This window comes from Kitasatospora sp. NBC_00240, assembly GCF_026342405.1.
GTDB lineage: Bacteria > Actinomycetota > Actinomycetes > Streptomycetales > Streptomycetaceae > Kitasatospora.
In genome coordinates, this window is record NZ_JAPEMU010000001.1 from 7,218,302 (window position 1) to 7,238,129 (window position 19,828).

General features: G+C 73.8%; 15 protein-coding genes. 6 read left to right on the forward strand and 9 right to left on the reverse strand.

The features are described 5' to 3' along the window. Positions 1–84: 84 nt before the first annotated feature. The gene (locus OG689_RS30895) at positions 85–681 is read right to left on the reverse strand and encodes a TetR/AcrR family transcriptional regulator (RefSeq protein WP_266324135.1); all 597 of its coding nucleotides are present in this window, start codon (positions 679–681) and stop codon (positions 85–87) included. A 103-nt stretch (positions 682–784) separates the two neighbouring features. Between OG689_RS30895 and OG689_RS30900 the strand changes: the two genes are divergently transcribed. Continuing rightward, a complete protein-coding gene (locus OG689_RS30900; protein ID WP_266324136.1) occupies positions 785–2,221 on the forward strand; it encodes an MFS transporter in 1,437 nt (478 codons plus the stop codon). Positions 2,222–2,643: 422 nt separating this feature from the next. After that, positions 2,644–3,786: a ribosome small subunit-dependent GTPase A gene (gene rsgA, locus OG689_RS30905; protein WP_266324137.1), complete on the forward strand. Its 1,143-nt coding sequence runs from the start codon at positions 2,644–2,646 to the stop codon at positions 3,784–3,786. 112 nt (positions 3,787–3,898) lie between these two features. On the opposite strand, the gene OG689_RS30910 is transcribed toward rsgA, so the two are convergent. From OG689_RS30910 to OG689_RS30925, 4 genes are all read right to left on the reverse strand, one after another. Next, a complete protein-coding gene (locus tag OG689_RS30910) occupies positions 3,899–5,362 on the reverse strand; it encodes a GH1 family beta-glucosidase (RefSeq protein WP_266324138.1) in 1,464 nt (487 codons plus the stop codon). Between the two features lie 177 nt (positions 5,363–5,539). Further along, complete coding sequence (locus tag OG689_RS30915) at positions 5,540–6,415, reverse strand: carbohydrate ABC transporter permease (RefSeq protein WP_266324139.1); 876 nt, start codon at positions 6,413–6,415, stop codon at positions 5,540–5,542. Between the two features lie 5 nt (positions 6,416–6,420). Continuing rightward, positions 6,421–7,371, reverse strand: coding sequence for a carbohydrate ABC transporter permease (locus OG689_RS30920; protein WP_266324140.1), 951 nt, complete (start codon positions 7,369–7,371; stop codon positions 6,421–6,423). A 62-nt stretch (positions 7,372–7,433) separates the two neighbouring features. Further along, positions 7,434–8,753: an extracellular solute-binding protein gene (locus OG689_RS30925; RefSeq protein ID WP_266324141.1), complete on the reverse strand. Its 1,320-nt coding sequence runs from the start codon at positions 8,751–8,753 to the stop codon at positions 7,434–7,436. 328 nt (positions 8,754–9,081) lie between these two features. On the opposite strand from OG689_RS30925, the gene OG689_RS30930 reads away from it, so the two are divergent. Then, complete coding sequence (locus tag OG689_RS30930; RefSeq protein WP_266324142.1) at positions 9,082–11,997, forward strand: glycosyl hydrolase; 2,916 nt, start codon at positions 9,082–9,084, stop codon at positions 11,995–11,997. 293 nt (positions 11,998–12,290) lie between these two features. On the opposite strand, the gene OG689_RS30935 is transcribed toward OG689_RS30930, so the two are convergent. Next, on the reverse strand, positions 12,291–13,334 hold the full coding sequence (locus tag OG689_RS30935; RefSeq protein ID WP_266324143.1) for a LacI family DNA-binding transcriptional regulator: 1,044 nt from the start codon (positions 13,332–13,334) through the stop codon (positions 12,291–12,293). A 175-nt stretch (positions 13,335–13,509) separates the two neighbouring features. Here OG689_RS30935 and OG689_RS30940 point away from each other — a divergent pair, with 175 nt between their 5' ends. Both OG689_RS30940 and OG689_RS30945 read left to right on the forward strand, forming a co-directional pair. After that, positions 13,510–15,129, forward strand: coding sequence for an AlkA N-terminal domain-containing protein (locus OG689_RS30940; RefSeq protein ID WP_266324144.1), 1,620 nt, complete (start codon positions 13,510–13,512; stop codon positions 15,127–15,129). Next, a complete protein-coding gene (locus OG689_RS30945; protein ID WP_073922077.1) occupies positions 15,126–15,629 on the forward strand; it encodes a methylated-DNA--[protein]-cysteine S-methyltransferase in 504 nt (167 codons plus the stop codon). The genes OG689_RS30940 and OG689_RS30945 overlap by 4 nt, the downstream gene beginning before the upstream one ends. Positions 15,630–15,723: 94 nt before the next feature. On the opposite strand, the gene OG689_RS30950 is transcribed toward OG689_RS30945, so the two are convergent. Then, entirely contained in the window at positions 15,724–16,656 is a 933-nt protein-coding gene (locus OG689_RS30950; RefSeq protein ID WP_266324145.1) for an aminoglycoside phosphotransferase family protein, read from the reverse strand. A 69-nt stretch (positions 16,657–16,725) separates the two neighbouring features. Then, the gene (locus OG689_RS30955) at positions 16,726–17,388 is read right to left on the reverse strand and encodes a MarR family winged helix-turn-helix transcriptional regulator (protein WP_323189337.1); all 663 of its coding nucleotides are present in this window, start codon (positions 17,386–17,388) and stop codon (positions 16,726–16,728) included. A 135-nt stretch (positions 17,389–17,523) separates the two neighbouring features. Here OG689_RS30955 and OG689_RS30960 point away from each other — a divergent pair, with 135 nt between their 5' ends. Next, complete coding sequence (locus tag OG689_RS30960; RefSeq protein ID WP_266324146.1) at positions 17,524–19,047, forward strand: MFS transporter; 1,524 nt, start codon at positions 17,524–17,526, stop codon at positions 19,045–19,047. A 77-nt stretch (positions 19,048–19,124) separates the two neighbouring features. On the opposite strand, the gene OG689_RS30965 is transcribed toward OG689_RS30960, so the two are convergent. Next, positions 19,125–19,685 (reverse strand): DUF305 domain-containing protein, encoded by a 561-nt coding sequence (locus OG689_RS30965; RefSeq protein WP_266327550.1) that lies wholly within the window; start codon positions 19,683–19,685, stop codon positions 19,125–19,127. Positions 19,686–19,828: the final 143 nt, after the last annotated feature.

A 19,828-nucleotide genomic window follows, 5' to 3' on the forward strand; every position in this document is an offset into this window, starting at 1 on the left:
TTCCGGTCGGGTGCCGGGGGCGGTGCCGTGCGGCCGTCCGGCCCGGGCCCGGCCGCCGGGGAGCACCGGTGACGCGCGCGCCGGTCAGCGCGCCCCGTCGGGCAGCAGCAGGCCCTCCAGCACCAGCGCGAGGAACCGCGGGCTCCCGTCGTGGCCGGGCACGGCGTTCTCGCGCACCCAGGCGGCGCCGCTGAGCAGGTCGAACAACTCGTCCGGGGTGAGGTCGGCGCGGACCCGTCCGGCGCGCTGGGCCGCGTCGAGCAGGGCTGCGCCGCTGCGGTGCATGGCGGTGCACATGGCGTGCGAGGGCGTCCCCTCGTCGTACATGCTCCTGGTCAGGATGCCGACCAGGCCGCGGAAGGTGCTGAAGTGCCGGACGGCCTGCCCCATCCAGTCGGTGAGTGTCTCCAGGGCGTCCTCGGCGGCGGCCGGCCGCTCCGCCCGGGCGACCAGTTCGGCCAGCCCGTCCCTGGTGGCGGCCTCGACGAGGGCGGCCCGGGTGGGGAAGTGGCGGTAGAGGGTCCCGATGGCGACGCCGGCCTGGCCGGCGATGTCCTCCAGGGAGGCGTCGGAGCCGTCGGCCTCGAAGGCCCGGCGGGCGGCGGCCAGTATCGCGTCGTAGTTGCGCTGCCCGTCGGCCCGCTTGGGGCGCTGCGCGATGTAGGGCCTGGTCTCCGACACTGATCCTCCTGCTTGACTACCTGAGGCGCCCTCAGGTTAACTCTCCCGTACCTAACCTGAGGCTGTCTCACCATAATACTCGGGCTGCTGTCGTGGAGGATTCATGAGCGTTGACGCTGTTGCCGGCGAAGTCCCGACCCGGGACACCCGGTCACAAGCCTGGGGCCTGTTGCTCGTGGCGATCGTCGGCGCGGAGTTCATGCTCCAGCTGGACGGCACCGTCGTGAACGTCGCCCTGCCCACCCTGCAGTCGGACCTGGGCCTCTCGGTGGCCTCCGGGTCGTGGGTCCCGAACGCCTTCCTGCTTGCCTTCGGCGGACTGCTCCTGCTCGCCGGCCGGCTCGGCGACGTCCTCGGTCACCGCCGGGTCTTCGTCGGCGGCCTCGGCCTGGTCGTGCTGGCCTCCCTGGTGGCGGGCCTGGCCCCGAACATCGAGGTGCTGCTGGTCGGCCGGCTGCTCCAGGGCGCCGGCGCCGCCCTCGCCGGACCCAACGGCCTGGCCCTGCTCGCGGTGGTCTTCGAGGGTGAGCGCCGGCAGCGCGCCTTCGGCCTCTACTCGACGGTGACCGGCCTCGGCGCCTCGGCCGGCATGGTGCTGGGCGGCGTGCTCACCTGGGCCGGGGACTGGCGCTGGAGCCTGCTGGTGAACGTCCCGGTGGGCCTGCTGATCATCGTCGTGTCCCTGAAGACGCTCGGCCTCGCCGGCACCGGCGCCCGCTCGCGCGCGCTCGGCCTGCCCAGCGCGGCCCTGGTCACCGCGGCCGTCACCACCGCCGTCTACGGGCTCGTGCACGCCGCCGAGAAGGGCTGGGGGGACGCCGGCACGCTGGTCCCGCTGGCCGCCTCGGTGGTGCTATGGGTGCTGCTCGCGGTCGTCGACCCGCGCACCTCGGAGCCCCTGCTGCCGGCCGCCATCTTCGCCAGCCGCGAGCGTGCCGGCGCCTTCGTGAACCTGCTCCTGCTGGCCGCCGTGCTCACCAGCTTCCTGATCTACCTGGTCCAGTACCTGCAGGGCGTCCTGCACTTCAACGCCCTGCAGAGCGGTCTGGCCGTCCTGCCGTTCGGCCTGGCCCTGCTGGTCTCCACCCAGGTGCTCACCAAGTACGTCTCCGGCATCGGCCTGAAGACCCGCGCCCTCCTCGGCCTGGGTGTGGTCCTGATCGGGGTGGCCTGGCTGACCCTGCTCGACGCGCACAGCTCGTACGCCACCGGGGTGCTCCCGCAGATCGTGCTCATCGGCCTCGGCGTCGGGGTGGCGATCATCCCGTTCAACATGATCATCCTCAGCACGGCCCCGCCCGAGTACGCCGGTGTGACCGCCGGGGTGCTGCAGACCGCGCTGACCGTCGGCGGCTCGCTCGGCCTGGCCGTCCTGCTGATCCCGTTCACCGGCGGGAACGGCGAGATCGCCGACACCATCTCGACGGTGTTCGTCTGGGCCGCCGGAGCCACCGTCCTGGCGATCCTGGCGGCCGTGCTGTTCTGGTACGGGCCCGGCTCCGGGAAGCCCGCCCTGCCGGAGCAGGCGGCGCAGGTCTGACCGCCGGCCCGGGCGGGGTGGCCCGCCCGGGCCGGGAGGGGCCGGGAGGGGCCGGGCGGGCACCCTCCGCCCGGCACCCCCGCCCGGTACCCGCCGCGGTCGGCCCGGAGGGCTGCGGCCGGCGGGGCCGGGTGGTCCGGACGGCCAGCGAAAAATGACTGGCACCGCCTGACGCCCTTGGCTACCGTGGGACTCGTCCGGAACGGCCCGTCGTGGGTCGTAGCCGTGGAAGCCGTGTTTTTTACCGGGAGGTGAGGATCGTGACGACTGTCGCCGCTGTGGGCGCCGTCCGCGTCCAGAAGGTCATCACTCACACCCCCCTGGTCTCCGGCTGACCCGACGTCACCCCTGCGGGACGTCCGTACCTTCCTGTCGCGCCGATCGCGCGCAGCCGGGGCCACCCCTTGAAGGGTCACCCCGTCTTGTCCTTCTCCACCTTTCCCACCTTCTCCACCTCCGCCGCCCACCCGCTGTCCGGCTACGGCTGGGACGACGCATGGGCCGAGGCCTTCTCCCTGTACACCGGCGTCGGCCTGCTCGCGGGCCGGGTCGTGCGGGTCGACCGGGGTCTGTGCAGCGTCGTCGTCGCCGACGGTGACGCGGTGCGGGTCCTGCGGGCCGAGATGGCCGACGTCTCCACCCCGGACCCGATGCGCTACGTCTGCACGGGCGACTGGGTCGCCGTCGACGAGATCCCCGGCGGACGCCCGGCGGTGCGGGCCCTGATGCCCCGCCGCACCGCTCTGGTCCGCTCCACCAACTCCAAGCGCTCCGAGGCGCAGGTCCTGGCGACCAACGTCGACCAGATCGCGATCTGCGTCTCGCTCGCCTCCGAGGTCGACCTCGGCCGGATCGAGCGCTTCCTCGCCCTGGCCGCCTCCAGCGGGGCGGGGGAGGCCCTGCTGGGCGGCGCCCCCGGGGCCGCCGCCGAGCCGCTGGTCGTCCTCACCAAGGCCGACCTGGTCTCCGACGCCGAGCACATCCGCGCCGACGTCGAGGGGATCGCCCCCGGCGTCACGGTGCTGGTGGTCAGCGCCGAGACCGGCGAGGGGATGGACGTGCTGCGCGCCTGCACCCCCGGCAGCACCGCGCTGATCGGGCAGTCCGGCGCCGGCAAGTCCACCCTCACCAACATGCTGGCGGAGGCGGAGGTGATGACGGTCCAGCAGACCCGCTCGGTCGACGAGAAGGGCCGGCACACCACCACCGCGCGCGAGCTGGTGCCGATGGCGCACGGCGGCGTCCTGATCGACACGCCCGGCCTGCGCGAGGTCGGCCTCTTCGGCGGCGAGGGCCTCGCCCAGGCCTTCTCCGAGGTCGGGGAGCTCGCCGAGGAGTGCCGGTTCCAGGACTGCGGCCACCACACCGAGCCCGGCTGCGCCGTCCAGGCGGCACTGGCGGACGGCACCCTCTCGCAGCGCCGCTGGGAGAGCTATCTCAAGCTGCAGCGCGAGAACGCGTGGATCGCCTCCCGGACGGACGCCCGGCTCGCCGCCGAGCGCCTGAAGAAGTGGAAGTCGATCACCTTGTCGTACCGGAACTCGGGCCTGCCGATGAAGCGCTGACCCGCGTCCGGCCGCCGAGCCGGTGAACCGTACGGCCGCCCCGGGGTGTCAGCTCCCCGGGGCGGCCGCAGGTCTTCGGCGCGCCGCTGCGGGCGGTGCCGGTGGTGGCCGCTCAGCGGGCGGGCAACTGCCCGGTGCGGATCACCTCGGCGTACCAGCGGGCGCTGTCCTTCGGGGTCCGGCGCTGGCTGGCGAAGTCCACGTGCACGATGCCGAACCGCTTGCTGTAGCCGTAGGCCCACTCGAAGTTGTCCAGCAGCGACCAGAGGAAGTAGCCGCGCACCTCGGCGCCGTCGGCCACCGCGCGCCGCACCGCGTCCAGGTGGCCGTGCAGGTAGGCGACCCGCTCGGGGTCGTGGACCGCGCCGGACGGATCGCTGTAGTCCTCGTACGCCGCGCCGTTCTCGGTGACCAGCAGCGGCACCCCCGGCAGGTCGTCGCGCAACCGGGTCAGCAGCTCGTACAGGCCGTCGGCGTCCACCGGCCAGTCCATCGCGGTGCGGCTGCCCTCGGCGGGCAGGAAGCGCACGCCCCGGTCGGCGGGCCACGGCGAGAGCGAGCTGGCGTGCCCGTCCAGGCGCGGGGCGGGCGCGTCCGGGTCGTCGGCGGCGACCACCGTCGGCGTGTAGTAGTTGATGCCCAGCGAGTCGATCGGGCGGGAGATCTCGGCCAGGTCGCCCTCCCGGACGAAGGACCAGTCGGTGACCTCCGCGGTGTCGGCGAGCACGTCGGCCGGGTAACTGCCGTGGAACACCGGGTCGAGGAAGATCCGGTTGGCCAGGCCGTCGATCCGGCGGGCCGCGTCCAGGTCGCCGGGCGCGTCCGAGAGCGGGCGCACGGCCGCCAGGTTGAGGGTCAGCGAGACCTGCGCGGTGGCGGGCAGTTCGGCGCGCAGCGCCGCCGTGCCCAGACCGTGGGCCAGCAGCAGGTGGTGGTGGGCCGTGAGGGCGGCCGCCGGGTCGGTCCGGCCGGGGGCGTGGATGCCCGCGCCGTAGCCGAGGAAGGCGCTGCACCAGGGCTCGTTGAGGGTGGTCCAGGCGGGGATCCGGTCGCCGAGCCGGCGGGCGGCCAGGGCGGCGTACTCGGCGAAGCGGTACGCGGTGTCGCGCTCGGTCCAGCCGCCCCGGTCCTCCAGGGTCTGCGGGAGGTCCCAGTGGTAGAGCGTGGCGACCGGCGTGATGCCGCGGGCGAGCAGTTCGTCCACCAGCCGGTCGTAGAAGTCCAGGCCCTCCTCGTTCGCCGGGCCTTCGCCGGCCGGCTGGATCCGCGGCCAGGCGAGCGAGAACCGGTAGGCGCCCAGGCCGAGTTCGGACATCAGCGCGACGTCCTCGCGGAAGCGGTGGTAGTGGTCCGCCGCGATGTCCCCGGTGTCCCCGTTGCGGACCTTGCCGGGTGTGCGGCTGAAGGTGTCCCAGATCGACGGGCTGCGGCCGCCCTCGCTCGCGGCACCCTCGATCTGGTAGGCGGCGGTGGCCGCGCCCCAGAGGAAGCCGGGCGGGAAGGCCGGGCCGGCCGGCTGCGCTGCGCCGGTCGCGGGCCGGGCCAGGGCGGGTGTGGGCAGGGCTTCGACGGACATGTCGCCTTCCAGAGATGAGAGTTGGGACGGGGGTCGGCGCAGGGACGCTCGGCCTCGGGGCGGCGGCCGCCGGGCCGTGGCCTGCGGGGGCGCCGGCTGCCGGGGTGGTGGACACCCGGCACCGGGGCCGGGCGGCCCGGCCGCGAAGGCCGGAGCCGGGGCACCCGGCCGGACCGCTCAGCCCTTGACGGCGCCCTGCATGATGCCGCCGACGATCTGGCGGCCGAGCAGTGCGAAGACCACCAGCACCGGGAGAGTGCCGATCAGGGTGCCGGCCATCACGATCGACTGGTCCTGGACGTAGCCCTGGCCCAGCGACCGCAGCGCGACCTGCACCGTCGGGTTCTGCGAACTCAGCGCCACGATCGGCCAGAAGAAGTCGTTCCAGGTGGCCATGAAGGTCAGCATCCCGAGCACCGCCATACCCGGACGGGCCACCGGCAGCACGATCGACCAGAAGATCCGCAGGGACGAGGCGCCGTCCACCCGGGCGGCCTCGATGAGCTCGTCCGGCAGCGCCTGGATCAGGAACTGCCGCATGAAGAACACCCCGAACGCGGACACCAGCGAGGGCAGGATCACCGACGGGAGCTTGTTCTGCAGGTCCATCTTCACGATCACCATGAACAGCGGGATGACCCCCAGCTGCGGCGGGATCATCATGGTGCCGACCGTCACGGCCAGCAGCAGGCTCCGGCCCCGGAAGCGCAGTTTCGCGAAGGCGAAGCCGGCCAGCGTGGAGGAGAGCACCACGCCCAGCGTCACCGTGCAGGCGACGATCAGCGAGTTCACCAGCGCGGTGCCGATGGCGGCCTGCCCGAGCGCCTCGCCGATGTTGTGGAAGAGGTTCGAGCCGGGGGTGAGCGCCGGACTGGCCGAGCTCATCTCCGCGTTGGTGCGGCTGGCGCCGACCAGGGTCCAGTAGAACGGGAAGACGAACAGCACGGTGGCGCCGATCAGGACGGCGTACGCGAGCGGGCCGCCCTGCAGCGGTGAGCGCCGGCCCGTCCCCGGGCGGCGTCGCCCCGGCTTCTGCAGCTGAATGGTCGTCATGTCACTCACCGGTCCGTACGGTTGCGCCGGGCGGCGATCGCCGCGTTGGCCAGGGCCAGCAGCACGATCAGCAGGAACATCACCCAGGCGACCGCGGCCGCCCGGCCGAGGTGGAAGAAGCTCCAGCCCTGCTCGTACATGTAGAGGCCGAGGGTCTGGTACTGGTGCGAGATCCCGCCGCCGGCGTTGCCCTCGTAGAGCAGTGGTTCGCCGAACAGCTGGGTCGCGCCGATGGTGGAGACCACCACCGTGAAGATGATGGTGGGCCGCAGCCCGGGGACGGTCACGTGCAGGAACTGCTTCCAGCGCGAGGCGCCGTCCATCGCCGCGGACTCGTACAGCTCGTGCCCGATCGCCTGCATGCCGGCCAGGTAGATCAGCGCGTTGTAGCCCGTCCAGCGCCAGGTCACGACGGCCGAGACGCCGATCTGCGAGGCCCAGGTGTCCGCCTGCCAGTCCACCGGGTTCAGCCCGACGCTGCTCAGCGCCCAGTTCAGCAGCCCGTAGTCGCGGCCGAAGAGCTGCGCGAAGACCAGCGTGGCGGCGGCCACCGAGGTCGCGTACGGCATCAGCATCGCGACCCGGAAGAACGTCCGCCCGCGCAGCTTGTAGTTCAGCAGGTGGGCCAGGCCCAGCGCCATCACGAGCTGCGGGACGGTGGAGAGCACCCCGATGGTGAAGGTGTTGCGCAGCGCGTTCCAGAAGAACGGGTCCTCCAGCAGGCGGGTGTAGTTCTGGAAACCCACCCAGTCCATCTGCTGGGAGGTCTGCAGCTCCACCCGGTGCAGCGACACGTACGCCGTGTACAGCAGCGGGAAGAGGCCGAAGGCCGCGAACAGGGCGAAGAACGGCGCCAGGTAGCCGTAGGGCGCGGCGCGGGCGCCCCAGCGGGCGCGGGGCCGGCGCTCGGCCGCGGGGGCGGCCGGGCGAGGGCTTCGGGTGGTGGTGATGGCCATGATGGTCCTTCGGTGAGCCGGGCGGCCCGGCCCGGTGGGGTGGGCCGCCCGGTGATCCGGCGTCAGTTCCCGCTGGCCTTCTTGATGTTGTCCATGGCGTGCTGCCAGGCGGCGTCCGGCGCGGTGCCGGTGCGCTCCACCTCGCCGAGGGCGTCGGTGAACGCCTTGCCGATCACGCCGTCCTCGGTACCGAGCACCTGCGCGGGCATCGCGCCGGCCGACTCGCTGAAGATCTGACCGATCGGGGCGTTGTTGAAGTACGGGTCCTGGAGGGCCTTGATCTCGCCCTGCGCGGCGGTGCTGGAGGGGAACGAGCCCTGCTTGGTGAAGAGCTTGACCTGCTGCTCCTTCGCGGTCAGCCAGCTGATCAGCTCGGCGGCCTCCTTCTGGTGCTTGGAGGTCTTCGGGATCGCCAGGTACGAGCCGCCCCAGTTGCCGGTCTTGCCGGGGCCGGCGGCGATGTCCCACTTGCCGGCGAACGCGTCGCCGGCCTGGCCCTTGATGTAGCCGATCATCCAGGCCGGGCAGCTCAGGGTGGCGAACTTGCCGGTGGAGAAGGCCTTGTTCCACTCCGGGGTCCACTGCGGCAGCTTGGCGGACAGGCCGTCGGCGACCAGCTTGGCGGAGTCGGCCCAGGCGGTCTTCACGGCCGGGTTGCTGTCGTACACCGGCTTGCCGGACTCGTCGGCGTAGCGCACCTTCTGCTGGCCGACCTCGGCGGTGAACATGCCGGCCGCGCTGTCGGTCCACTTGTTCCCGTCGGTGGCGGTGCCGGGCTGCGCCTTGGCGACGTACTCCTTGCCCAGCGCGAGGTACCCCTCCCAGCTGGACCACTTGGCGGCCAGCTCGGTGCGGTCGGTGGGCAGGCCGGCGGCCTTGAAGAGGTCGGTGCGGTAGCAGATCGCCTCGGGGCCGATGTCGGTGCCGGCGGCCAGCACCTTGCCGTCGGCGCTCTTGACGGCGGCGGCCTTCCACGGCACCAGGCCGTCGTTGACGGCGCCGGCGCCGACGGTCTTGAGGTCGACGAACTTGTCGGCCTGCTTCTGCATCACGCTGGCGATCCGCCCGACCTCCAGGCCCTGGACGTCGGCGAGGCCGCCGCCGCCGGCCAGCTTGGTCTGCAGGGCCTGCCAGTACTGGCCCTCGTCCTGGGTGTCGCTCTGCTTGACGGTGACGTTGGGGTGCGTCTTCGTGTACTCGTCGTAGAGACCGGTCTCCTTGAACCCGAAGGTGCCGAAGAGGTCCACGGTGAGCGTGACCTTGCCGTCGGCGGCGTCGGTGGAGCCGCCTGAGGAGCCCGAGCTGCAGGCGGTGAGGAGAAGCATGGCGGCGAGGGCTGCCGTGCCGAGGGAGGTGGCGGTGCGGCGGGCTCTGGTGGGCATGGAAGCCTCCTGGCTTCGTCCGGTTCATCGGCGCTGGGTGGGGCATCGTGAGAGCGCTCTCGTTTGAGAGCGCTCTCACGCGCTGCTTCAGGAGATTGCCGGGCCGTGGCGCCCCCCGTCAAGGGCTCGAAATCCGACCGTGACCTAGGACTGTTGCGGCCCCGAGGGTCCTGTGGCGAATTTCCTGCGGGTTTCGGGTCGGTCTCGTCCAGGTCATTGACGGTGCCATGGAGGCCCGCTACCTTCCGGTTTTTGAGAGCGCTCTCACGCTTGACGCTCCATCACCCCACCGTCCCGGCCTCACCCCCACCCCATGAGGTGCCTCCGAATGAAGCCGCTACGCCAGCTCCGCCGGCCCACCGCCGCGGTGGCCGCGCTGACCCTGGCCGCCGCCGCCGCGCTGACCGCCACCGTCGCCACCGGCAGTGCCTCCGCCGCGACCGTCCCGGTCGGCCTCGGCGGATACCGCGACGCCCGCCCGGCCGGCACCGTCGGCCCGAGCAACTCCGACGGCGCGCCCGTGACCCCCAAGGTCACCGCGAGAATGGCCGGAAAGGCCGCCCCCACCAACGACTGGTGGTCCTCGCTGATCTACCAGCGCTACGCCGGCAACCCGTACAGCGAGAACCTCTACGCCAACCCGTACACCTTCAAGGCGGCCGCCTCCGGGCTGGAGGTCGGCTACCCGACCAACCCGACCGTCACCTCCGACGGCCGGCAGTACGACTTCACCCACACCAAGGACCTCACCCTCGGCGTCGCCGGCCTGAACTCGCCCGACACCAAGGTCGACGGCTGGAGCGACTGGACGGTCACCCCCTACTGGGCCGACGGCGCCCACACCTTCAGCGCCACCATCGGCCACGGCCTGCCGTACGTCTACGCCCACGCCACCGGCGGCGCCGCGCAGATCACCGCGGCCTCCGCCCCCGCCGTCTGGTCCGACCAGGGCAACGTGCTCGGCATCACGGTGGCCGGCCACACCTACGCGCTGTTCGCCCCCACCGGCGTGGACTGGACCGTCAACGGCAGCACCATCAGCGCCGACCTGGGCGCCAAGGACTACTACTCGGTCGCCGTCCTGCCCAGCCAGGCCGACCTCGCCACCTACCGCACCTACGCCTACAGCTTCGTCACCGACACCAAGGTCGGATGGGACTACCAGCCCGCCGCCGGGACGCTGCGCACCACCTACACCGCCACCACCACCCCGCAGGAGGGCACCCGGACCGGCACCCTGCTGGCGCTCTACCGGCACCAGTGGCTGACCACCACCGACCCGCTGACCGCGCTCACCTACACCTCGCCCGAAGGCCAGATGAAGGTCCGCGAGGGCGCCTCCTTCAGCACCACCCAGACCGTCAACGGCATCCTCCCCTCGCTGCCGGACGCCGGCTCCTACGACCGCGCCAAGCTCGCCGGCTACGTGCGCGACGTGGCCAACCTGCCCGACCCGTTCATGGGCTACAGCGACACCTACTGGGTCGGCAAAGCCCTCGGGCAGCTCTCCCAACTCATCCCGATCGCCGACCAGCTCGGCGACACCGCCACCCGCGACAAGCTGATCGGCCTGGTCAAGGGCAAGCTGCAGACCTGGTTCACCGGTACCAACGCCTCCTCCTTCGCGTACGACAACGTGTGGAAGACCCTGATCGGCTACCCGGCCTCCTACGGCACCGACGCCGAGCTCAACGACCACCACTTCCACTACGCGTACTTCATCCAGGCCGCCGCCACCGTCGCCCGCTACGACGCGGCCTGGGCCGCCGACTCCGCCTGGGGCGGCATGGTGAAGGTCCTCGCCAAGGACGCCGCCAACGCCGACCGGGCCGACACGCGCTTCCCGCTGCTGCGCAACTTCGACCCGTACGCGGGCCACGGCTGGGCCTCCGGCCACGCCGGATTCGCGGCCGGCAACAACGAGGAGTCCTCCTCGGAGTCGATGAACTTCTCCTCCGCGCTGGTCCTCTACGGCTCCGCGACCGGTGACAACGCCATGCGCGACCTCGGCGTCTACCTCTACACGACCGAGGCCAAGACCATCGAGCAGTACTGGTTCAACGCCGACAAGCAGGTCTTCCCGGCTGCCTTCCAGCACGGCACCGCCGGCATGGTCTGGGGCAGCGGCGCCGCCTACTCCACCTGGTGGACCGCCGCGCCCGGCATGATCCACGGCATCAACGTCCTCCCCGTCACCGGTGGTTCGCTCTACCTCGGCCGCCGCCAGGACGCCGTCAAGGCCAACCTGGCCGAGCTCAAGGCCAACAACGGCGGCCAGTTCACCGACTGGCGCGACCTGCTCTGGGAGTTCGAGGCCCTCGCCGACCCGGCCGCCGCCAAGGCCGACTGGGACGCCGGGAACGCCGGCTACACCCCGGAGGAGGGCGAGTCCAAGGCGCACACCTACCACTGGATCTACAACCTCGCCACGCTCGGCACCCTCGACCCGGCCACCACGGCCGACAGCCCGACGGCCGCCGTGTTCGTCAACGGCTCCACCCGCACCCACGTGGCGCACAACTACACCACCGCGGCCCGCACCGTCCGCTTCTCGGACGGCTTCACCCTGACCGTCCCGGCCAGGTCCACCGCCAGCGAGCGCGGCTCCTTCACGGACGGCGGCACCGGCGGGGTCACCCCGAGCCCGTCCGCCTCCCCGACGGCCACCGCCTCGCCGACCGCGACGGCCTCGCCGACGGCCACCGCCAGCCCGACCGCCAGCCCCACGGCCACCGTTCCGGCCACCACCGGCAGCACCTTCTACCTCCAGCCGGCCGGGGCACTGACCACGGCCACCGGTACGGCCGCGGCCACCGCCACCATCGCCGCCGGCGGCGGCGCCAACCACGACGGCACGCCGTACCAGCCGCTGGTGTACCAGGCCACCAACGTCACCGGCACCCTGAAGTCCGGGGCCGCGACGGACTTCGACCTCTTCGTCGACGCGGCCGGCAGCGTCGGCCTCGCCCAGCAGGTCCGGGTCTCCTACGACCTGACCGGCGACGGCAGTTTCGACCGGGTCGAGACCTTCCGCTACTTCGCCACCGACCCGGTGACCGGCTGGGAGCGCTACTCGGGCGCCGGAGCCGGAACCCGGTCCGCCACCGGCACCCTCGGCAACCTCGCCAAGGGCACCGTCCGGGTCGAGGTCTGGCCCGCCCTCGGCAACGCCACCGCCCAGCTGAGGGTCGGCGCGAGCCAGGCCCAGGGCAACGTGTCGGTGCTGCGGATCCCGTTCAACTGACGCCCCCGGGCGGCTGATCCCGCGCCCGGCCCGGCCGATGAACCGGCGGGCCCGGAGTCCCTTGACTCCGGGCCCGCCGCCGGCGTGTCCGGCCCGGACCGCACGGCGACGTCGTGCTCGACCGGCCACGGGTGCATTCCCTTTGCGGCAGGGGATTCGCCTCGGCACCCTCGGCGCCCTCGGCACCGTGCGAGTGTGTACAAGCGGCTGAAGACGCGCCGGGTCCGGCCCCGGATCGGGGCCACGGGCCAGCGGGCCGCCGTCACCCACCCGGCGAACCCACGGTCGCAGCGTCAGGCCGAGGCCCGCCGGACCAGCGTGGTCGGGATGATGATCGAGGTCGGGCCGGGACCGCCCGGGCCGGCGAGCCGGCGGAGCAGGAGGCGGGCCATCAGGCGGCCCATCTCCTCGATGTCCTGGCGGACGGTGGTGAGCGGCGGGTCGGTCCAGGCGGCGATCGACTCGACGTCGTCGAAGCCGACGATCGCGATGTCCTCGGGGACCCGGCGGCCGTGCTCCCGGAGCACCCGCAGGGCGCCGGAGGCCATCGCGTCGGAGGCGGCGAAGACGGCGTCCAGGGCGGGGCGGCGGGCGAGCAGCTGGGCCATCGCCCGGCCGCCGCCGTCGGCGGTGAAGTCGCCCTCGGCGATCAGCTCGGGGTCGCCGTCCGGGAGCAGGTCGCGGTAGCCGTCGAGGCGGTCGATCGAGGAGGTCTGGTCGAGCGGGCCGGTGATGGTGGCGATCCTGGTGCGGCCGAGCGAGCGCAGGTGCTGGACGGCGAGGCGGGCGCCGCCCCGGTTGTCGCTGTCGACGTAGACCAGCTCGCGGTCGGCCTCGGCGCCGGGCCAGCCGGGGCGGCCGCCGATCACGGTGGGCAGGCCGACCCGGCGGGCCATCTCGGGCAGCGGGTCGCTGTGGTGGAGGGAGAAGAGCAGGGCGCCGTCGACGTGGCCGCCAGCCAGGTAGCGGCCGACCCGCTCGTAATCGTGCTGGTCCTCGACCAGCAGCAGGACCATCTGGTTGTCGGCGGCCGACAGCTCGCGGCTGATCCCGCGCAGGTGCTGGGCGAAGAAGGGGTCGGAGAAGAGCCGGCTCTCGGGCTCCGCCACGACCACGGCGACCGCGCCGTTGCGGCGGGTGACCAGGGTGCGGGCGGCGAGATTGGGGACGTAGCCGAGCTCGTCGACGGCCTGCTGGACCTTGGCCCGCAGGGACTCGCGGACGCCCTCGCCCCCGTTCACCACGCGTGAGGCGGTGGCCCTGGAGACTCCGGCGCGTTCGGCGACGGATTCCAGGGTGGGGCGCGGCAGTGCGCCGACGGGCTGGTGCTCGGTCACCGGGGTTCCTCTCGCGTTCCGCTGTCCTCAAGGCCAGGGTATCCGGTGCGGCGGGATTTTTGAGAGCGCTCCCAATTACTGGTCGGGAGAGCCTGCGGACCGCGCCCGCCCGGCTCGGACGGCCACGTCCGATTTCCGCCGGTCCCGAGGCCGGCGGTGCCGCAGACTGGACTGCGTGATTGACGACGACATGCGCTACCGGGCCGTGGACAGCCGGGACGCCCGCTTCGACGGGGTCTTCTTCACGGCCGTCACCACGACCGGCATCTACTGCCGCCCGAGCTGCCCGGCCGTGACGCCGAAACGGGTCAACTGCACGTTCTACCCGACGGCCGCCGCCGCCCAGGGCGCCGGGTTCCGGGCCTGCCGGCGCTGCCGTCCGGACTCGGTGCCGGGCTCCCCGGAGTGGAACCACCGGGCCGACCTGGTCGGCCGGGCGATGCGGCTGATCGGCGACGGTGTGGTCGACCGCGACGGCGTCGCCGGCCTCGCCGGCCGGCTCGGGTACAGCTCCCGCCAGCTGCAGCGCCAGCTCACCGCCGAGCTCGGCGCCGGCCCGATCGCGCTGGCCCGGGCCCGCCGCGCGCAGACCGCCAGACTGCTGCTGCAGACCACCGACCTGCCGGTGACCGAGGTCGCCTTCGCCGCCGGCTTCGCCTCCGTCCGGCAGTTCAACGACACCGTGCGCGAGGTCTACGACCGCACCCCCAGCGGATTGCGCGAGGAGGTGGCGGCGGGCCGCCGCACCAGCGGACCGGCCGGCGGCCTCACCCTGCGTCTCGCCTACCGGGGCGCCCTCGACAGCGACCACCTGATCGACTTCCTCGCGCTGCGCGCCGTCCCCGGCGTGGAGGAGGTCGTCCCCGGCACGCGCCCGGGCGTACGCACCTACCGCCGTACGCTCGCGCTCCCGTACGGGCACGGCATCGCCGAGGTGGACGGGCTCGCCACCGCCGACCCCCGCACCCGCGGCTGGCTCGACTGCCGCCTGCGGCTCACCGACCTTCGGGACCTCACCACCGCCGTGCACCGGCTGCGCGCCCTGTTCGACCTGGACGCCGACCCCGACACGGTGGACGAGCAGCTCGGCGACGACCCCCTGCTCGGCGCGCACGTCCGGGCCCGGCCCGGCCTGCGCTCGCCCGGCCACGTCGACCCGCACGAGCTGGCCGTGCGGGCCGTGCTCGGCCAGCAGGTCACCGTCGTCGCGGCCCGCACCCTGGCGGCCCGGCTCGCCGCGAAGTACGGTGTCGCGCTGCCCGAACCGAGCGGCGGACTCGACCGCCTCTTCCCCACGGCCGCCGCCCTCGCGGTCGCCGACCCGGCGGACCTCGCCATGCCCGCCGCCCGCAAGCGCGCCCTCACCGGCCTCTGCGCGGCCCTGGCCGAGGGGGCCGTCCGACTGGACGGCGGCGTCGACCGCGAGCAGGCCGCCGCCGACCTGCTGGCCCTGCCCGGCATCGGCCCCTGGACGGTCGGCTACCTGCGGATGCGGGCCCTCGCCGACCCGGACGTCTTCCTGCCCGGCGACGTCGGCGTCCGGCACGGCCTGATCGGGCTCGGCGCCGCCGGCGACCCGAAGAGTGCCGCGACGACCGCCGAGGCCTGGGCCCCCTGGCGCTCGTACGCCGTGCACCGGCTGTGGGCCGCCTCCTCGGGCGAGGGCGCGGCAGGCGTCCCGGACGCCGGTACCGACCCCTTGCGTACCGGCGTTACCAGTGACAGGGCCCGGAAGGGCGTGCCGGTCGGCGCGGACCGACCGGCGGACCGGAACGCGGAGCGTGAGACGGCATGACCACGGTATTCACCATGATGGACAGCCCCCTGGGCCGGCTGCTGCTCAGCGGTGTGCGGGACGGCGACGGCCCGGCGGCGCTGGCCGCGGTGACCGCCCCCGGCCAGAAGGGCGCCCAGGCCGAGCCCGCCGACGACTGGGAGTACGACCCGGACGCGCTGGCCCCCGCCGTCGACCAGCTGACCGCCTACTTCGCGGGGGAGCGGACCACCTTCGACCTGCCGCTGGCCCCGGTCGGCACCGACTTCCGCCAGCGGATCTGGAAGGCCCTCGACGACATCCCGTACGGCACCACCGTCACCTACGGCCAGCTCGCGGCCGCGGCGGGGGAGTCGCCCCGGGCCGTCCGCGCGGTCGGCGGCGCGGTCGGCGCCAACCCGCTGCTGATCATCCGCCCCTGCCACCGCGTGATGGGCGCGAGCGGCGCCCTGACCGGCTTCGCGGCGGGTGTGGAGCGCAAGCGGTGGCTGCTGGACCTGGAGGGCGGGGCGCTGTTCTGAGCGGTGCCGGCCGTGGGATCTCCGGCCGACGGCTTCCGGGCGGGGGTCTGCGGGCGTGGGGCCGACCGTGAGCGGCGTGCCGGCGAGGCCGGAGCTACCGGTCCTCCGTGATCACTTCCGCCAGGCGGTCCACGAACGCGGTGAGCAGGTCGCGTCGGGGGCCGCTGCGGGCGATCCGGAATCCGCGCCGGCGGCCGGAGAACGCGGCCTGGACGGCGTGCAGTTGGGCCCAGCGGCGGACGCGTTCGCGGTCGAGTTCGGCGGCCTCGGCGAAGACGTCCAGGATGCGGCCGGCGGCGGTGCGCAGGTCGTCCGCCTCCAGCAGGGCGGGCGCGCGCGACTTGAGCAGGGTGCCCCCGTCGTAGGCCGGGTCGCCCGCGTACCCCTTGGGGTCGACGGCCAGCCAGGGCTCCCGGTCGGCGCGCAGGATGTTCCTGGCGTGCAGGTCGCCGTGGACGAGGAGGTCCGGCTGGACGCGGCCGAGGTCGCGGACGGTCGCCACGGCGGCGTCCACCACGCGGTGCGGCAGGGCGTGCGCCAAGTGTGCTGAGTCCGCGCGGAGTTGCTCCTCCCAGAGGTCGGCCTGCCGCCGCAGCCGGGGGAGACCGGGCGGCGCGGGGACGGCCAGGCGGCGGCAGACGCGCCCCGGGACGGTCGCCACCCGGTCGCCGTCCGCGACGGCCGCCAGGGTGGACGTCCGCACCCGTTCGAGCAGCAGGGCGAAGTGCTGGTCGTCGCGCTCGTGCAGCAGGACGGCGCCGCGCCCGCCCCACGCCGCCGACGCCTCCGGCTCGTGGGCGTTGCCGGGGTGCGGGAAGGACACCTTCAGTACGGTGGCCCCCTCGGCCCGCCGCCGTACCGGGACGACCAGCCCGACGCCTCCGTGGGTGGCCTCGCCGTCCGGCACGCATTCCCAGTGCTCCGTCAACTCGGCGACGATACCTGGCAGTTCGGCGATCCAGGCCGCCCCGGGTGCCCCTTCGCGCTCGACGGTGCCACGCGCGAACGCCGCCGGGATCCCGTTCATCCGGGCACGGTACCGGTCGGCCCGGCGCCGCCGCCGGCCTGGCGGCGCGGGCCGCCGCCGGGCGTGAGATCAGCGCTCGCCCGCGGCCGGCCGGGCCGGTCGCTCGTCCGGGAGGGGGCTCGCCAGGGCCCTGGCGAGGGACTCCAGGCCGGGGAGCGCGGCCATCACCGCGTCGCGGTCGGCGGGGGTGAGGCTGCCGAGGGCGCCGGCGATGCGGCGTTCGTGGGCGTGCTGCCAGTCCGCCAGCTGCCGGTGGCCGTCGTCGGTGAGGGCGATCCGGGCGGTGCGGCGGTCGCCCGGGTCGGGCTGGCGGTCGACGAATCCGGCGTCCAGCAGCTTGCTGACCAGGCCGCTGACGGTGTTCGGGGCCAGCCGCTGGCGGGCCGCCAGTTCGCCGACCCGCAGCGGGGCGGCGGCCAGCGTCTGCAGGAGTTCGATCTGCGCCATCGGCAGCGACTCCCAGGGGTAGTCGGTGCGGATGCTGCTGCGCAGGGCGCGGCGCAGCCGGGTCACCACGTCGGTCAGCAGCCGGGCGTGCTCGACGGCGGGCGGGGGCTCGCGGTGGTCGGGATTGCCGTCGGGGCCGCCCTCCGGTGCCTCGGTCCCGTGCCCGTTCGCGTGCCCCGTTCCGTTCGCGTCCTCGCTCCCGTTCCGGACGGAGGGGGCGGTGAGGTCCGGGGCGCCGTCCGAGGTGTCGGGGCCGGTCGGGTCGGGGGTGGGCTGTGACGGCATGGCGGACAGCGTATCTCCTCGCCGGCGAGGGCTCGGGGGCCGAGCAGATCCGGGGCGGAACGGCTCGCTCACGGATGGTGTCTGCCGCAGAGAATCTCGTCAGCCGAATACATCGGCACCCGATATATTCTTCCCATGGCCACCGAACACCCCGCCGCCCCTCCGCCGTCCCTCGGGGGCCGGCTGCTCGGCAGCCGGCTGTTCACCGAGCACCCCAGGCCGCGCGGGGTGGCCGGCTGGCGGTACGCGCACTGGCTCGCCGTCGGCACGGTCTGCCTCGGGGCCTTCCTGGGGCAGCTGACCGCCAGCATCACCGCGCTGGTGTTCCCGGCCCTGGAGCAGCACTTCCGGGCGGACCTCGCCACCGTCGAGTGGGTGGCACTGGCGTACCTGCTCGTCCTGGTGGCGCTGCTGGCGCCGGTCGGCCGGCTGTCCGACCTGGTCGGCCGCAAGACCATGTACCTCTGGGGGTTCGCGGTGTTCGCCGCCGCCTCGCTCGGGGCGGGGCTGGCCGGCGGCCTCTGGGTGCTGGTGGCGTGCCGGGCGGTCCAGGCGGTCGGCGGCGCGATGATGCAGGCCAACAGCGTGGCGCTGGTGGCCCGGGGCGTCCCGGAGCGGGCGATGCGCGGCGCGCTGGGCATCCAGGCGGCCGCCCAAGGGCTGGGACTCGCGCTCGGGCCGACCCTGGGTGGCTTGCTGGTGCAGCACGCGTCCTGGCGCTGGGCGTTCTGGATCAACGTACCGATCGGGGTGCTGGGCATCGCGGCCGGCTGGTTCCTGCTGCCCCGGACCCACCCCGACGGGCGCCCCCCGGTCGCCGGACCGCCACCGAACACCGCTCGCCGCCGGGCCGGCAGAGGGCGGTGGGCCGCCGTCGGGCGGGCCCACGAGGGCGGGTTCGACCTGGCCGGGCTGCTGCTCCTGGCCGGCGCCTCGGGCGCGCTGCTGCTCGCCCTGTCGACCGCCTCCGGGCTCCCGCTGCCGGGCTGGGCGCCCCCGGTCCTGCTGCTCACGTCGGCGGGCCTGGCCGTGGCGCTGGCCCGGCAGGAGCAACGGGCCGAGCGGCCGATCATCGCTCCCGGGCTGGTCAACACCCCGGGCGTGCGGTCCGGACTGGCGGTCGCCCTGCTCGGCTACCTGCTGCTGTTCTGCCCGCTGGTGCTGGGCCCGATGATGCTGGCGGCGGCGGGTGTGCCGGTCGCCCGGGCCGGACTGGTGATCACCCTGCTGCCGGCCGCCTTCGCCCTCGCCGCAGCGGTCGGTGGCCGCCTGCTGCCCGCGCACTTCGCGGACGGCGCGCGCTGCCGCTGGGGCGCCGGCACGGCCGGGGCCGGGCTGGCGCTGCTCGCGGTGCTGCCGGCGGGGGCGGGCTCCGCGGCGGTGGCGCTGCCGGTGGTGGGATTCGGGCTTGGCCTGCTGCTGCCGGCCAACAACGCGCTGGTGATGCGGGCCGTCCCGGCCGAGTGCTCGGCGGTGGGCGGCGGCATGGTCAACATGGTCCGCAGCCTGGGGACGGCGTTCGGTACGGCGCTGCCCGTCCTCGGCGTCCACCTGGCGGGGCCGGCGACCGGCGGACGGTCGGTGCTGATCGCCCTGGTGGCCCTCGCCGGCCTGGCGGTGGGCCTCGGCGGACCTGGCGCCGGGGTGCGGCGGACGTAGGGCCGTCGGCCCCTGTCCACCGCACCCCGGCGCCATGCGTTCAGGAAGGTCGAGCGTTCAGCGGGGAACGGCGGGACTCAGGAGACCGGCTTGGCGCCGCGCTCCGCGAGCATGTCCGTGATCAGCTGGATCTCGGAGGTCTGCCCGACCACCATCGACTGCGCGAGCCGCTTCTCGGACTCGTTCACCGCCAGGTCGACGTACCCCTGGGCCATCGCCACGCCGCCCTTGTGGTGCTCCAGCATCAGCTGCAGGTACCAGATCTCGGCGTCCCGGCCGCTGAGCGCGCGCAGCTTGTCGAGCTGGGCGTTGGTGGCCATGCCCGGCATCAGCGAGCCGTCGTGCGGCTCGTACGCGTGGCCCATCTTCATCCAGGCCATCGGCTTCGCCTGCGAGGACTGCGTCAGCCCCCACTGGTCGAGCCAGCCCATCATCATGCCCCGCTGGTTGGCCTGGGTGTTGATGATGTCGAAGGCCAGGTTGCGCACCGGGACGTCCGCGGTGCGGTCGCGGACGATGAAGGACAGGTCGACCGCCTGCTGGTGGTGGACGGCCATGTCCCGGGCGAAGCCGGCCTCCGGCGAGTCCGTGGCGGGGGTCGCCGAGACCGTGCCGGAGGCACTGGTCCCGCTCGCCACCAGGGCCGGCACGCCCAGGCAGAGTGCCAGGGAGGCCGCCAGCGCGGCCGGCCACCACAGCTTGCGGCGGCCGGTGGAGCGACCCGCCGCGGCCGATTCCTCGGGCACGTCGTAGGTGTCGCCGTCCTGCCCGCCGTCCCTCG